The following is a 15312-nucleotide window of genomic DNA, read 5'->3' on the forward strand; positions in this document are numbered from 1 at the left end:
AATAAAGCGGCGTTCGGATGAAAAAAGGTGAACAAACGCAAAATTATTGCCATCGGATAGTTGAAGTCGGGCACCTCTCTCCCCATATAAAGGGCAGTTTTGCACGAATTGTGCTTGCACGCCGCTCAATGTGGGGGATGTGTGGCTCGACTCGACCAAAGTGCGCCGCTATAATGCCGCGTCATATTTTCTCATCACAAAGACATATCGTTGTCTTTATAAACAGGAAGACTCCGGGCTTTGCCCAGGGGCAATAAAGGGTCAGCACACAGTGCTGAGTTGAACGAGGTAGAAGAATGCAAGTTTCTGTAGAGACAACCCAGGGTCTGGAACGCCGTCTTACCATCACTGTACCGGCTGCTACCGTAGACGCCGCTGTGCGTAAAGAATTGAATGGCCTGGCCAAAACTCGTCGCATCGACGGTTTCCGTCCTGGCAAGGCTCCGGTTGCCATCATCAAGAAGATGTTCGGCGCCATGGCTCACGCCCGCGTTGCTGATGAAATGATGCAGAGCAACTTCATCAAAGCCATCATCGAAAACAAACTGAGCCCGGCCGGTGCCCCGACCATGGATCCGAAAGAGATCAAAGAAGGTCAGGATTTCGAGTTCACCGCCACTTTCGAAGTGTACCCGGAGTTCGAAGTTGCAGGTCTCGAGACCATCAAGGTCGAGAAGCCGGTTGCGACCGTGAAGGATGAAGATCTGGCCAACATGATCGACACCCTGCGCAAGCAGCACGCTACCTGGGCTGATGCCGATGTTGCCGCTGCCAATGGCATGCGTGTGACCATGGACTTCGTCGGTTCCATCGACGGTGAAGAGTTCGACGGCGGCAAAGCTGAAGGCTTCAACCTGGTGCTGGGCGCTGGCCGCATGATCCCGGGCTTTGAAGACGCCATCCTGGGCAAGAAAGCGGGCAACGAGTTCACCATTGAAGTGACCTTCCCGGCTGACTACCACGCTGAAAACCTGAAAGGCAAAGAAGCCAAGTTCGCTTCCAAGCTGATCAAGGTTGAAGAGCAGATCCTGCCTGAGCTGACCGAAGAGTTCGTCAAGCGTTTCGGTATCGAGAGCGGTTCTGTTGAAGAGCTGAAAGCCGAAGTGCGCAAGAACATGGAGCGCGAACTGGCTCAAGCCCTGAAAAACAGCGTGAAAGAGCAGGTTCTGAACGGTCTGGTTGAAGCCAACCAAATCGACCTGCCGAAAGCAGCTGTTGCTCAAGAGATCGATGCTCTGCGTCAGCAGGCTCTGCAGCGCTTCGGTGGTTTCCAGGGCGGTAACGCTCCCGAGCTGCCGGCTGAACTGTTCCAGGCTCAAGCCGAGCGTCGTGTACGCGTAGGCCTGCTGCTGGGAGACGTGATCCGCACCAACGAGATCAAGGCTGACGATGCCCGTGTAAACAGCATCATCGAGTCCATGGCGACTGCCTACGAAGATCCGAAGGAAGTGATCGAGTACTATCAGAAGAACGAACAGATGCTGAACGGCGTTCGTAACCTGGCAGTAGAAGATCAAGCCATCGACCTGATCCTGTCCAAAGCGCAAGTGACCGAAAAAGAAGTTGCCTTTGACGAAGTGATCAACAAGTCTGGCGCCGCTGCCTAAGAACATTTGACTTAAGGTCAAGACTGTTAAGTATAATGGCTCGTGTGATCTCCACTCGGGCCATTTTATTTTAGGGACAATGCCTTATGTACAAGAACTATAACGATATGACCGATTCTCCCAGCAATGCGCTGGTCCCCATCGTGGTCGAACAGACTGCCAAGGGTGAACGTTCCTACGATATTTACTCCCGTCTGCTGAAAGAGCGGGTGATCTTCCTGACTGGTCAGGTTGAAGATCACATGGCTAATCTGGTGGTTGCCCAGCTGCTGTTCCTCGAGTCCGAGAATCCGGACAAGGACATCTATATCTACATCAACTCGCCGGGTGGTTCGGTGACTGCGGGCATGTCCATCTACGACACCATGCAGTTCATCAAGCCGGATGTCAGCACCGTCTGCATGGGGCAGGCCTGCTCCATGGGTGCCTTCCTGCTGGCCGGTGGCGCCAAGGGCAAGCGTTTCTGCCTGCCTAATGCCCGTGTGATGATCCACCAGCCGCTGGGTGGCTTCCAGGGTCAGGCATCTGATATCCAGATCCACGCCCAGGAGATCCTGAAGATTAAAAATACCCTGAACGAGCGCCTGGCGTTCCACACCGGTCAGGACATGGCTACCATCGAGCGTGACACCGATCGTGACAACTTCATGTCCGCCGAGCAGGCCGTGGCCTATGGTCTGGTAGACGGTGTCCTGAGCCAGCGTAGCTGAGCAGGGTGTCCCGGTCTGTTGTAAACTCAACAGGCCGATCCATCCTCTATTGATAAAACGAGGTTGCTGAATGACAGAGAAACGCAAGGGTGAGGGTGATAAGCTGCTCTACTGCTCTTTTTGCGGCAAAAGCCAGCATGAAGTGCGCAAGCTGATCGCTGGCCCTTCCGTCTACATATGTGATGAGTGCGTCGAGCTGTGCAACGACATCATCCGCGAAGAGATCCGCGAGATCTCGCCCAAGCGCGATGGTAACGAGCTGCCGACCCCTCATCAGATCCGCGCTCATCTCGATGACTATGTGATCGGGCAGGAGTACGCCAAGAAGGTGTTGGCCGTTGCCGTCTACAACCACTACAAGCGTCTGCGCAACAGCGGCGAAAACAGTGGTGTGGAGCTCGGCAAATCCAACATCCTGCTGATTGGCCCGACCGGTAGCGGTAAAACCCTGCTGGCCGAGACTCTGGCTCGTCTGCTGGATGTGCCGTTCACCATGGCCGATGCGACCACCCTGACCGAAGCCGGTTATGTGGGCGAGGACGTGGAGAACATCATCCAGAAGCTGCTGCAAAAGTGCGACTACGACGTAGAGAAAGCCCAGCGTGGCATCGTCTATATCGACGAGATCGACAAGATCTCCCGCAAGTCGGACAACCCCTCCATCACCCGCGATGTCTCCGGGGAAGGGGTACAGCAGGCACTGCTCAAGCTGATCGAAGGGACCATCGCTTCCGTGCCGCCGCAAGGTGGTCGCAAGCATCCGCAGCAGGAGTTCTTGCAGGTTGATACCTCCAAGATCCTCTTCATCTGTGGCGGTGCCTTTGCCGGTCTGGACAAGGTGATCGAGCAGCGTTCCGTGAAGGGAACCGGTATCGGTTTTGGCGCCGAGGTGAAATCCAAGGATGCCAAGGCCACCCTGAGCGAGACCTTCGCCAAGGTAGAGCCGGAAGATCTGATCAAGTATGGTCTGATCCCCGAGTTCATCGGCCGTCTGCCGGTGGTCGCGACCCTGACCGAGCTGGACGAGTCTGCGCTTATCCAGATCCTGAAAGAGCCGAAAAACGCGCTGACCAAACAGTACGCTGCGTTGTTCGATCTGGAAGGGGTCGAGCTGGAGTTCCGTGACGACGCACTCAACGCCATTGCCCGCAAGGCGATGGAGCGTAAAACCGGTGCTCGTGGTCTGCGTTCCATCGTGGAAGCCGTGTTGCTGGATACCATGTATGACCTGCCTTCTCTGGAAGGGGTCAGCAAGGTGGTGATCGACGAGACCGTGATCAAAGGGGACTCCGCGCCCTTGATGATCTACGAAAATCCCGAAACCCAGGCTGCTGCATCAGAGTAAATGTCTGATTTTTAATCAAATGGAAGGGGCTTTTTGCCCCTTTCATGCTTTTTACGGTTTCGGCGATTGAATCTCATCTCAGCGCCCCCATATACTCAGCCAAGCGCTTTGCCAACGGTATAACAAGCCGAGAGGACATATATGAACCTAGAGCGTTCAGAACGCATCGAGATTCCCGTCCTGCCTCTTCGTGACGTGGTGGTTTATCCCCACATGGTCATTCCACTCTTTGTGGGGCGGGAAAAATCCATTCGCTGTCTGGAAGCGGCCATGGAGCAGGACAAGAAAGTTCTGCTGGTGGCCCAGAAGGATGCGTCAACCGATGAGCCAACGGTGGAGGAGATCTTCACCGTCGGGACAGTGGCCAATATTCTGCAGATGCTCAAGCTGCCGGACGGCACCGTCAAGGTGTTGGTAGAGGGGGGACAGCGTGCCCGCCTGGAGCGGATGATCGACGACAAGGATTTCTTTGTCTGCGAGGCCCAATACATCCCCTCCCAAGCCATTGAGGAGAAGGATCAGGAAGTGCTGGTTCGCTCCGCCATCGGCCAGTTTGAAGGCTATATCAAGCTCAACAAGAAGATCCCGCCCGAGGTACTGACCTCGATCTCGGCGATCGACGATGCTGCGCGTCTGGCTGACACCATGGCGGCCCACATGCCGCTCAAGCTGGAAGACAAGCAGAAGGTGCTGGAGATCGTCTCGGTTTCCGAGCGCATCGAATTCCTGATGGCGATGATGGAGTCGGAAATTGACCTGCTGCAGGTCGAGAAGCGCATCCGTACTCGCGTCAAGAAGCAGATGGAAAAGAGTCAGCGCGAGTATTACCTCAACGAGCAGATGAAGGCCATCCAGAAAGAGCTGGGTGAGCTGGAAGATAGCCCGGATGAGTTTGAAGCCCTCAATCGCAAGATTGAAGAGGCTGGCATGCCGGAAGATGCCCGTGAAAAGGCCCAGGCCGAGCTTGCCAAGTTGAAGATGATGTCTCCCATGTCCGCCGAGGCTACCGTGGTTCGCAGCTATGTGGACTGGATGGTACAGGTGCCGTGGAAGGCGCGATCCAAGGTCAAGAAAGACCTTGGCAAGGCGCAAGAGGTGCTGGATGCCGATCACTATGGCCTCGAGAAGGTCAAGGATCGCATCCTCGAATATCTGGCGGTACAGGCAAGGGTGAACAAGCTCAAGGGCCCCATCCTCTGTCTGGTTGGGCCTCCCGGTGTGGGCAAGACCTCGTTGGGCCAATCCATCGCCAAGGCGACAGGCCGCAAATATGTGCGGATGGCCTTGGGTGGGGTGCGTGACGAAGCGGAGATCCGTGGTCACCGCCGTACCTATATCGGTTCCATGCCTGGCAAACTCATCCAGAAGATGGCGAAAGTCGGTGTGAAGAATCCGCTGTTCCTGCTCGACGAGATCGACAAGATGAGCTCGGACATGCGCGGCGATCCCGCCTCTGCCTTGCTGGAAGTGCTTGATCCGGAACAGAACAACAGCTTCAACGATCACTATCTGGAAGTGGATTATGACCTGTCGGACGTCATGTTCGTGGCCACCTCCAACTCCATGAACATCCCGGGTCCGTTGCTGGATCGGATGGAGGTGATCCGTCTCTCCGGTTACACCGAAGATGAGAAGCTCAACATTGCCAAGCAGCATCTGGTTGCCAAGCAGATCCAGCGCAACGGTCTGAAAGAGTCCGAGATCACCATCGAGGATTCTGCCCTGGTCGGGGTGATCCGCTACTACACCCGCGAGGCGGGGGTTCGTGGTCTGGAGCGCGAGATCTCCAAGATTTGTCGCAAAGCGGTCAAGCGCATCCTGCTGGACAAGAGCATCAAGCATGTTCAGGTCAATCAGGCCAACCTCAAGGAGTTCCTCGGGGTACAGCGTTTCGATTACGGTAAAGCCACCGACCAGAACCAGATTGGTCAGGTATGTGGTCTGGCGTGGACCGAAGTGGGGGGCGATCTGCTTACCATCGAGACCACCAACATGCCGGGCAAAGGCAAGCTAACTTATACCGGTTCTCTCGGTGAAGTGATGCAGGAGTCCATTCAGGCGGCCATGACGGTGGTGCGTACCCGTGCCGAGAAGTTGCGGATCAATGCCGACTTCTACGAGAAGCGCGATATCCACGTGCACGTACCGGAAGGGGCCACCCCCAAAGATGGTCCGAGCGCCGGTATCGCCATGTGTACTGCCTTGGTCTCCAGCTTGACCGGTAATCCGGTTCGTGCTGATGTGGCGATGACAGGGGAGATCACCTTGCGCGGCGAAGTGCTGCCCATCGGCGGTCTCAAGGAGAAGTTGCTGGCAGCCCATCGTGGCGGCATCAAGCGAGTGCTTATTCCGAAAGAGAACGAGCGTGACCTTGAGGAGATCCCGGCAAACGTCAAACAAGACCTTGAAATTTATCCGGTTCGCTGGATTGACGAGGTGCTGGAATTGGCGTTGCAGGACAATCCGCAGGGGTTTGAGCGCGTTTCTGTCGTGTAAATGTTGATGCGCCGCAAATTTGGCGCATTCGACGGGTGGTTAAGGCTTGCATGCGCCCGATAACGGAAGTAGCCTTGACCACCGATCGGGTACTCGTGATGAGTCGCAATGCGTTGTGTGGCGCGGGTTTGCGCCAGATTGTCACTTGCAACTGATCAGGAGGCTTGCTATAAAACCTCCACTTGTTGTGGCCAGGGAAATCAGCGCCGCAGCGGTGTTCGATAAAAGGGGAATATAAGAGTGAATAAATCTCAACTGATTGACAAGATTGCAGACGGTGCCGATATCTCCAAAGCTGCCGCTGGCCGTGCGTTGGATGCCTTCATTGATGCTGTTGGTGAAGCGCTGAAAGAGGGTGACCAGGTTGCTCTGGTTGGTTTCGGTACTTTCGCTGTACGCGAGCGTGCTGCCCGTTCAGGCCGTAACCCGCAGACTGGCGCGACCATCGAAATCGCTGCTGGTAAAGTTCCTGCCTTCAAAGCCGGTAAGGCCCTGAAAGACGCTGTTAACTAAGTCGGTCGCTGATATCCGTCGGCTACCGTCCTTGGTCGCAGACCAGACAAGTTAGAGAGTCTTCTCTCATACTGATTGACCAAGGCGCATCGCAATCGGTGCGCCTTTTTATTGTTTACGCCCATCGAGTTCGGGAGCATAAGTACAAACATGATGTTGGATAAACTACGCGAAGGGGCGCAGGGCAAGGTAGCCAAGGTTATCTTGGGCCTGATCATCCTCTCCTTTGCCTTGGCTGGTGTAGGTAGTTACCTGAACGGCCCGGCCCGTACCGCCCCCGCCACCGTCAATGGCACCGAGATCAGTGCAACCGCACTGGAAAATGCCTACCGCAACGAGCGCGCCCGCATGGAATCCCAGATGGGAGAGGCATTCAGCCAGCTGGCCGCGAACCCCGATTACATGAAACAGTTCCGCCGCGGTGTGCTGGATCGCCTGATCGATCAGGCGCTGCTGGACAGCAAGGCCCGTGAACTGGGTCTGCGCGTCAGCGATGAGCAGATCAAGCAAGCCATCGTGGCCATGCCGGAATTTGCCGAGAACGGCAAGTTCAACAATGACCGCTATCTGCAGCTGATCCGTCGTGCCGGCATGACTCCTGAAATGTTCCGTGACTCCCTGCGTCAGGACATGGTGCGTCAACAGTTGATGAGCGCCCTGCTGGGCACCGAATTCTCCCTCAAGGGCGAAGCGGAGCAGCTCGACAAGCTCTACAACCAGACTCGCGATCTGCGTCTGGTGCGTCTGGCTGCCGCCAACTACATGGCTGATGTTCAGGTCTCCGACAACGAGCTGGAGCAGTACTACAAGACCAATGGCGCCCGTTTCATGAACGACGAGCAGGTCAAGGTCGACTATCTGCTGCTGGACGCTGCCAACCTCGCCAAGGATATCAAGGTCACCGAGCAGGATGCCCAGGATTACTACGACCAGCATCAGGACTTGTTCCAGCGTGCCGAGCGTCGCCACGTGGCTCACATCCTTATCCCGTTTGGCAAGGATGAGAAAGCGGCCGAGCAGAAAGCAGAAGCCGTGCTGGCCAAAGCCAAGGCGGGTGATGATTTCGCTGCGCTGGCCAAGGCTGACTCTTCCGATACCTTCTCTGCCAAAAAAGGCGGCGAGCTGGACTGGTTCGAGAAAGGGGTGATGGATCCGGCCTTCGAGAAAGCCGCGTTCGCCCTGAACAAGGCTGGCGATCTCTCCGGCGTGGTGAAGAGCCCGTTCGGTTTCCACATCATCAAGTTGCTGGGGGTTGAAGCAGCCCAGACCAAGCCGTTTGCCGATGTGAAAGAAGAGACCATCACTCGTCTGCAAGCTGACAAGGCCAAGGAGAAGTTCTTCGCCGAGCAGCAGAAGATGGCTGACAACAGCTTCGAAAACCCGGACTCGCTGGATCTGACCGCTGATGCCATGGGGATGAAGGTTCAATCTTCCGATTTCTTCACCCAGGCGACTGCTCCGGCTCCGCTGAACGATCCCAAGGTGCTCTCCGTGGCGTTTTCCGAACAGCTGCGCGATGACAACACCAACTCTGACGTGATCGAGCTGGCTGACGGCAAGGCGCTGGTGCTGCACATCACTGGTCACAAGCCCAAAGCGGTCAAGCCGCTGGCCGAGGTGAAAGAGCAGGTGATTGCCGCCATCAAGCATGACAAGGCTAGCGAAGTAGCCCGTGGCAAGGCCCAGGGCCTGCTGGACAAGCTGAAAGTCGGTGAGAGCATCACCGCCGATCTGACTGCACTCGGTCTGAAAGTGGAGACCCACAAAGGGGTTGCCCGCTTCGATCGCGAGCTGGATCAGAACCTGATTGCCCAGGCGTTCACACTGCCTCATCCGGTCGACGGCAAGCCGAGCGTGGCTCTGGTTGCCGAGACCAATGGTGACCGCGTTGTAGTTGCGCTGGACAAGGTCAACGTCCCTGCCACCGCATCCGGCATGGCCGCCATGCTGCAAGCTCAGCTGGGTCAGGGCAAAGCCCAGGTAGATTACAAGTCTCTGATCGACGAGCTGCGCAAAGCTGCCAAGATCGAGTACTTCACCAGTGTGGAAGCAACCGTCGAGTAATCGGCACTGCGCAATCCATTGAAAACGGCTCCGTGATGGAGCCGTTTTTTTATCTGTGGGCAAGAGGGGGATATTTAAGCTCTGCTCTCTACTCTGTGGCGTGCAGTCACACCGCGGCTATACGCCATCTCAGTCGTCTAAATACGGAATATAAAAAAACCGGCACGTGTGTGCCGGTTTTTCATTGCGAGCTTGCAAGGCGGGGGTTACACCACGCCCTGGGTGCGCAGGTAATCCTCGTAGGTGCCGCCGAAGTCGCGGATGCCATCTTCGGTCAGCTCTAGGATACGGGTCGCCAGAGAGGAGACGAATTCGCGGTCGTGAGAGACGAAGATCAGGGTCCCTTGGTAGAGCTCCAGCGCCATGTTCAAGGATTCGATGGATTCCATGTCCAGGTGGTTGGTCGGCTCATCCATGATCAGGATATTGGGGCGCTGCATCATCAGCTTGCCGAACAGCATGCGACCCTGCTCACCACCGGAGAGCACCTTGACCGGCTTCTTGATGTCGTCCTGAGAGAAGAGCAGACGGCCCAGTATGGAGCGTACAGCCTGCTCGTCTTCGTTCTCCTGTTTCCACTGGGCCATCCAGTCGAACACGTTGAGATCAGTGTCGAAGTCTTCGGCGTGATCCTGAGCGTAGTAACCGATCTGGGCGTTCTCGGACCACTTGATGGTGCCGGTATCCGGTGCCAGTGCGCCGACAAGGGTCTTGATCAGAGTGGATTTACCGATACCGTTGGTACCCAGAATGGCGACCTTCTCGCCCACTTCCATCATCATGTTGAGGCCCTTGAACAGGGGACCGTCGCCATAACCCTTGGATACACCTTCCACTTCCAGGATGTTGCGATAGAGCTTTTTGTCCTGCTCGAAGCGGATGAAGGGGTTCTGGCGGCTGGAGACCTTGACGTCCTCAATCTTGATCTTGTCGATCTGCTTGAGACGGGAGGTCGCCTGACGGGACTTGGAGGCGTTGGCGCTGAAACGGGAGACGAAGGATTGCAGATCGGCGATCTGGGCCTTCTTCTTGGCGTTGTCGGCCAGCAGACGCTCGCGCGCCTGGGTGGCGGCCAGCATGTAGTCGTCGTAGTTGCCCGGGTAGACGCGCAGCTCGCCGTAGTCCAGATCCGCCATGTGGGTACAGACGGAGTTCAGGAAGTGACGGTCGTGAGAGATGATGATCATGGTGCTTTCACGTTCGTTGAGCACCTGCTCCAGCCAGCGAATGGTGTTGATATCCAGGTTGTTGGTCGGTTCGTCCAGCAGCAGGATGTCAGGGTTGGAGAAGAGGGCCTGTGCCAGCAGCACCCGCAGTTTCCAGCCTGGGGCCACTTCGCTCATTGGGCCGTTGTGCTGCTCAAGGGGAATGCCGACACCCAGCAGCAGCTCGCCTGCGCGCGCTTCGGCGGTGTAGCCGTCATACTCGGCAACCAGACCTTCCAGCTCGGCGGCCTTCATATAGTCTTCGTCGGTGGCTTCGAGGTTGGCGTAGATGGCATCGCGCTCGGCGATAGCCGCCCACAGCTCGGTGTGACCCATCATGACCACGTCCAGTACGCGCATATCTTCGTAGGCGAACTGATCCTGACGCAGCTTACCGATGCGCTCGTTGACGTCCAGGCTCACATTACCGCCAGTGGGCTCCAGATCACCACCGAGGATCTTCATAAAGGTGGACTTGCCACAGCCGTTGGCGCCGATAAGGCCATAGCGGTTGCCGCCGCCAAACTTGACGTTGATGTTCTCAAACAGCGGCTTGGCGCCGAACTGCATGGTGATGTTGTTGCTGCTTAACAAGGTATGTGTCCCGATTGGTCTGTCAAATGGCGCGCATTATGGCACAGATCCCCCGAAAGTTTTAGCGAGAAGTGTGATCTTGATCGGGGCAAGCGGGGCGTGCAGCCGATTGATGGGCAATAAAAAAAGCCGGCGCGAGGCCGGCTTGGAAGGATGAACTTGATCTGTTAGTGGGAGGTAGCGCCAGAGGCCCCCAGCCCGGTTTGGGAGCGAACGAACTGCGGCAGGAACTTGGCATGCTCGTCGGCGGCGTTCTGGGAGCTGTCGGTGATGGAGAAGAACCAGATCCCGACGAAGGCCAACCCCATGGAGAAGAGGGCAGGGTATTCGTAGGGGAAGATGGCCTGGGCATGGCCCAGCACTTTCACCCACACGGTCGGACCCAGGATCATCAGGGTCACTGCGCTCGCCAGTCCCAGCCAGCCACCGTAGACGGCGCCACGGGTGGTCAGGCGTGACCAGAACATGGAGAGGAACAGCACCGGGAAGTTGCAGCTGGCGGCGATGGAGAAGGCCAGACCGACCATGAAGGCGATGTTCTGCTTCTCGAACAGGATCCCCAGACCAATGGCAACCACACCCAGTACCAGAGTCGTCATCTTGGAGACGCGCAGTTCATCAGTCTCGTTGGCCTTGCCCTTCTTCAACACACTGGCATAGAGGTCATGGGAGACCGCAGAGGCTCCGGCCAGGGTCAATCCGGCGACTACCGCCAGAATGGTGGCAAATGCCACGGCAGAGATGAAGCCGAGGAACAGACTTCCACCCACTGCATCAGCCAGGTGGACGGCTGCCATGTTGGTGCCGCCCAGCAGGGCGCCGGTGGCATCCTTGAAGGCCGGATTGGTGCTTACCAGCAGGATGGCGCCAAAACCGATGATGAAGGTGAGGATGTAGAAGTAGCCGATAAAGCCAGTGGCGTAGAACACCGATTTACGCGCCTCTTTGGCATCGCTCACGGTGAAGAAGCGCATCAGGATGTGGGGCAGGCCGGCGGTACCGAACATCAATGCCAGACCGAGCGAAATGGCGGAGATGGGGTCGGAGACCAGCCCGCCCGGGCTCATGATGGCGGAGCCTTTCTCGTGCACTTTGACCGCTTCACTAAACAGGGCGCCGATGTCGAAGTTGACCGATTTCATGACCATGATGGCCATGAAGCTAGCACCGGAGAGCAGCATCACTGCCTTGATGATCTGCACCCAGGTGGTGGCCAGCATGCCGCCAAACAGCACGTAGAGCACCATCAGGATACCAACCAGCACCACGGCCACATGGTATTGCAGGCCAAACAGCAGCTCGATCAGTTTGCCGGCACCGACCATCTGGGCGATCAGGTAGAGGGCGACCACCACCAGCGAGCCGCAGGCGGAGAGGGTACGCACCTCAGTCTGCTTCAGACGATAGGAGGCGACATCGGCGAAGGTGTATTTGCCGAGGTTGCGCAGCCGTTCGGCGATCAGGAACAGAATGATGGGCCAGCCCACCAGAAAACCTATGGAGTAAATCAGGCCATCGTAGCCGGAGGTGTAGACCAGCGCGGAGATCCCGAGGAAGGAGGCGGCGGACATATAGTCACCGGCGATGGCCAGACCGTTCTGGAAGCCGGTGATACGGCCACCGGCCGCATAGTAGTCGGAAGCCGAGCGGTTGCGCTTGGAGGCCCAGTAGGTGATGAACAGGGTAGCGGCCACAAACACCAGAAACATCACGATGGCGGCGACATTAAGGGGCTGACGCTCCACGGCGCCAGAGATTGCATCGGCCGCCAGCAGGGGAGAGGAGGCCAGTGAGGTCAACAGCAGCAACTTGCCTTTCATGATTGCACCCCTTTGAGGATCTTCTGGTTCAGTTCATCAAACTCGCCGTTGGCGCGAAAGACATAGACGCCGGTCAACACGAAGGAGGAGAGGATCAATCCTACCCCGACAGGAATGCCGCGAGTAATGGTCGAACCTTCGCTCAAGGGGGTGCCCAGCCAACCGGGGGCAAAGGCGATGAGCAGAATAAACGCCAGGTAGAGTCCCAGCATCAGAGCCGAGAGGGCCCAGGCAAAACGCTGGCGCTTGGCGACCAGCTCCTGGAAGTTGGGATCTTGCTGGATCCTCAGATAGCTTTGCTGTTCCATTGCAGTTCTCCATGACATGAGTGTCAGCGGTGGATGGGGTAACCCCGACGAGCAGGCAATCTGCTCATGTAAGCAAAATGTGAATTAAATGTTATTTCTCGACAATTAGACTTTGGGATAAGTGAGCGGCGAGCCGCAGGTCAGGCGCAGGTAGATAAGCGCGGCCGTGGTGGCATCGGCAAGGGCATCGTGGGCGGGCAGGGGGGGCAGCGCCAAGTGACGGCAGATGGCACTCAAGTGGAGGTCAATCGCAGCATCGGGGTAGCGGCGATAGAGGTGGTCATGATAAAGCTGGCTCACCTCGATCCCTCGCTGGGGCAGGGTCAATCCCCACAATTTTTGGCAGGCGAGATTGAGAATACGCAGATCGTAGGCGAGGTGATAGCCCACCAGTTCGCGCGGGCCGATATAGTCGAGCAGCAGGCGCAGCGCGGCTTCCAGCTCCATTCCCTGTTGCAGATCCTGATGGCGCAGACCGTGGATTATCACCGATTGGCTGGTCAGGCTGGCCGGTGGCTGTACCTTGATGGCGAGGGCCTCACCGGTCAGCAGCCGGTTGCCCTGAATGCGCACCGCCCCGATGGAGACGATCTCGGCCTGCTCGGGATCGAGACTGGTGGTCTCGAAATCGAGGGCGATCCGTTCATCTTCCGGTGGGGTGGCAAAGAGCGGCGCGAACTCGCCCGTTCGGAACGTGCGGCCATACCAGTAGCGTCGAACGCGGCTCAACATGGCTATTGTCTCAGACGAAAGTGCAAGGTGAGCCACTGCTGGAACTTCTTCACCTGATGTAGCGCCTGGCGAAGCAGATCCCGCTCGCTGTGGCTAAGCTCGCTTGTCTGCACCCGACTATTGCCTCCCTTTAGCTGGCTGCGCAGCCTCAGCCGGATAAAGAGCCGAAACGCCTCTGCCAGATTGCTGCCATAGTCGGCACTGAGCCGATCGGCTGCCACCAGCGCATCGATACGCCCCAGGGTTGAGGTCTCCAGAATGCCAGCCTCAAGGGCCAGCATGCGGATACCGTGCACCAGCGGAAACAGGCCGCCCCGCTTGAGATCCAGCCCTTCCGGTGGCTGCTCCAGCCTGCCAAACAGAGTGAGGGGGGCATGAAAGGCCACCGCCGGTCGCACCATCTCCGCCAGCAGATCCCGCCTGTCCGCCAACTGCTCGCGCAGCGCTCTGGCAACAGGCAGATGGAGCTGACGATCCCCTGCTATGGGGTGAGCATCGGCCAGGGTGGCGAGCCAGAGCAGCTCATCCTCATTTGCCGTGGTACAGGCGCTGGCAATGGCGCTTTGCCACTCATCGCCTGTTTTTACCCAGGCCGGATTGTTCACCATTACCTGCCCGGGGCACAGCGGGTAGCCGAGGTGCTCCAGCAGGGCGCTGAATTCGGCCAGATCGGCTGCCTGGGTGGGCCATGCCAGCCCCTCTGGCAGGATCAGGGCGTTGTCCTGATCGGTTTTGAGGATCTGCTCGCCGCGCCCCTCCGAGCCCAGCATCAGCAGGCAGACCTTATCCTGCACCTCGGGGGGGATCACCAGCGCAAAGGCTTTGGCGATCAGTTGCTCGTTGATGGTGGCGATGAGCTTCATCAAAAAGGCGGTGTGGATCCCCTGAGCAAACAGCGAGCGGGTCAATTGTTGCTGCTCGCGGGCGACTGCCTCCAACGTCGGCAGGCTGTCGGCGCGGGCGATACGTAACGTCAGCACGTGGGAGTGGGTCGAGAAGAGCCCCAGCACCTGGGTCAGTTGCAAGATGCCCGCCACCTCGTTGCCGCGCCACACCACCAGTCGCTTGATGCGATGGCGGGTCATCAGCAGCAGGGCATCAAACAGATAGCTCTCCAGCGGCAGACCAATCAAGGGCGTGGGAGTCAGCACCGAGAGGGGGGCCGTCAGCGGCAATCCCTTGAGAGTCAGGGCGTGGAGCAAGGTCTTGCGGGTTGCCAGCGTGAGGGAGCCGTCGTGGGCCGGGGAGAGCAGGCAATCGGTCCCCTCGCTCACCATGGCTTCGGTGGCCGCCAGCAGTGACAGCTTGCTGTCGACGATAAGCGGTGCCTGCAGGTGGCCCGGTTCGATGCGGGTCAGGATAAATTCCGCCAGATTCTTCTGACCCAGCTGTTCGCGTTGCTCCTGCTGGCGCTGGCGCTCGGCCAGATTGGCGGTGAAGTAGCTGGCAAACTGTGGATCCTGCTCACAGAGCGCCAGAAAGGTGTGGCGAGGAATGAGCTGGCAGAGGCTATCTTCCAGCGCGGTGAAGCGGTGGCGGCAGCGGCCGTCAAACTGGGCGCGCACATCGAACAGATCATCAACCCCGTAATCACCAAACTGGTGGTGAGGGGCCGACTCTTCCACCGCTCCCTTGATGATGAGATAGAGGCCGGGAGGCTCGTCCCCCTCCTTGAGCAGCAGATCCCCGGCCCGAAAATAGCAGAGCGAAAGGTGACGGGAGAGCCGCTCGCGCGCCTCCTCGCCCAGTCGGTCGAACGGTGGTCTGGCAAAATTGAACAGGGTTGACATGACAGCGTCCTCTGCTGGCTTGCGGCACTCATGCAGCTCCCAGTGTGACAAAGGGAGGGGGAGGCGACCAGCCGACTTTAGTCTCAGCTGTACCGCCTGTTCACACTCTGATAACGTGGTGGTATGAC

The 15312-nt window shown here is 57.8% G+C and carries 11 protein-coding genes; 6 read left to right on the forward strand and 5 right to left on the reverse strand.

Annotated features, from left to right (window positions below; all coding sequences use genetic code 11):
* Positions 1-296 precede the first annotated feature (296 nt).
* The 6 genes from tig (at position 297) to ppiD (ending at position 8735) form a co-directional block, all read left to right on the forward strand.
* A complete protein-coding gene (tig, locus tag G5332_RS00780) occupies positions 297-1607 on the forward strand; it encodes a trigger factor (RefSeq protein ID WP_421249223.1) in 1311 nt (436 codons plus the stop codon).
* An 86-nt stretch (positions 1608-1693) separates the two neighbouring features.
* A complete protein-coding gene (gene clpP / locus G5332_RS00785; RefSeq protein ID WP_005336979.1) occupies positions 1694-2317 on the forward strand; it encodes an ATP-dependent Clp endopeptidase proteolytic subunit ClpP in 624 nt (207 codons plus the stop codon).
* Between the two features lie 70 nt (positions 2318-2387).
* A complete protein-coding gene (gene clpX, locus G5332_RS00790; protein WP_005336977.1) occupies positions 2388-3662 on the forward strand; it encodes an ATP-dependent protease ATP-binding subunit ClpX in 1275 nt (424 codons plus the stop codon).
* Between the two features lie 141 nt (positions 3663-3803).
* Positions 3804-6158 carry an endopeptidase La gene (gene lon, locus G5332_RS00795; protein ID WP_319920699.1) on the forward strand — a complete coding sequence of 785 codons (2355 nt, stop codon included), beginning with the start codon at positions 3804-3806 and terminating at the stop codon, positions 6156-6158.
* A gap of 240 nt (positions 6159-6398) precedes the next feature.
* Entirely contained in the window at positions 6399-6671 is a 273-nt protein-coding gene (gene hupB / locus G5332_RS00800) for a nucleoid-associated protein HU-beta (protein WP_005315375.1), read from the forward strand.
* 150 nt (positions 6672-6821) lie between these two features.
* Entirely contained in the window at positions 6822-8735 is a 1914-nt protein-coding gene (gene ppiD / locus G5332_RS00805; RefSeq protein ID WP_421249224.1) for a peptidylprolyl isomerase, read from the forward strand.
* 206 nt (positions 8736-8941) lie between these two features.
* On the opposite strand, the gene G5332_RS00810 is transcribed toward ppiD, so the two are convergent.
* The 5 genes from G5332_RS00810 to G5332_RS00830 all read right to left on the reverse strand — a co-directional run bounded on the left by G5332_RS00810 (position 8942) and on the right by G5332_RS00830 (position 15184).
* Positions 8942-10534 carry an ABC-F family ATPase gene (locus G5332_RS00810; protein WP_040068106.1) on the reverse strand — a complete coding sequence of 531 codons (1593 nt, stop codon included), beginning with the start codon at positions 10532-10534 and terminating at the stop codon, positions 8942-8944.
* Positions 10535-10701: 167 nt separating this feature from the next.
* Positions 10702-12354 (reverse strand): cation acetate symporter, encoded by a 1653-nt coding sequence (locus tag G5332_RS00815; RefSeq protein ID WP_047434904.1) that lies wholly within the window; start codon positions 12352-12354, stop codon positions 10702-10704.
* Positions 12351-12662: a DUF485 domain-containing protein gene (locus G5332_RS00820; RefSeq protein ID WP_040068110.1), complete on the reverse strand. Its 312-nt coding sequence runs from the start codon at positions 12660-12662 to the stop codon at positions 12351-12353. The genes G5332_RS00815 and G5332_RS00820 overlap by 4 nt, the downstream gene beginning before the upstream one ends.
* A gap of 105 nt (positions 12663-12767) precedes the next feature.
* On the reverse strand, positions 12768-13394 hold the full coding sequence (locus G5332_RS00825) for a 3'-5' exonuclease (RefSeq protein ID WP_421249225.1): 627 nt from the start codon (positions 13392-13394) through the stop codon (positions 12768-12770).
* A gap of 2 nt (positions 13395-13396) precedes the next feature.
* Positions 13397-15184: a putative nucleotidyltransferase substrate binding domain-containing protein gene (locus G5332_RS00830; RefSeq protein WP_421249226.1), complete on the reverse strand. Its 1788-nt coding sequence runs from the start codon at positions 15182-15184 to the stop codon at positions 13397-13399.
* Positions 15185-15312: the final 128 nt, after the last annotated feature.

Source organism: Aeromonas sp. 603757 (genome assembly GCF_049171255.1).
GTDB lineage: Bacteria > Pseudomonadota > Gammaproteobacteria > Enterobacterales > Aeromonadaceae > Aeromonas > Aeromonas veronii_A.

Excerpts from the sequence above, each read along its gene's own strand:
- clpX (WP_005336977.1), top strand. The coding sequence starts at position 2,388 with ATGACAGAGAAACGCAAGGGTGAGGGTGATAAGCTGCTCTACTGCTCT.
- tig (WP_421249223.1), top strand. The coding sequence starts at position 297 with ATGCAAGTTTCTGTAGAGACAACCCAGGGTCTGGAACGCCGTCTTACC.
- lon (WP_319920699.1), top strand. The coding sequence starts at position 3,804 with ATGAACCTAGAGCGTTCAGAACGCATCGAGATTCCCGTCCTGCCTCTT.
- G5332_RS00825 (WP_421249225.1), bottom strand. The coding sequence starts at position 13,394 with ATGTTGAGCCGCGTTCGACGCTACTGGTATGGCCGCACGTTCCGAACG.
- G5332_RS00830 (WP_421249226.1), bottom strand. The coding sequence starts at position 15,184 with ATGTCAACCCTGTTCAATTTTGCCAGACCACCGTTCGACCGACTGGGC.
- G5332_RS00820 (WP_040068110.1), bottom strand. The coding sequence starts at position 12,662 with ATGGAACAGCAAAGCTATCTGAGGATCCAGCAAGATCCCAACTTCCAG.
- ppiD (WP_421249224.1), top strand. The coding sequence starts at position 6,822 with ATGATGTTGGATAAACTACGCGAAGGGGCGCAGGGCAAGGTAGCCAAG.
- clpP (WP_005336979.1), top strand. The coding sequence starts at position 1,694 with ATGTACAAGAACTATAACGATATGACCGATTCTCCCAGCAATGCGCTG.
- G5332_RS00815 (WP_047434904.1), bottom strand. The coding sequence starts at position 12,354 with ATGAAAGGCAAGTTGCTGCTGTTGACCTCACTGGCCTCCTCTCCCCTG.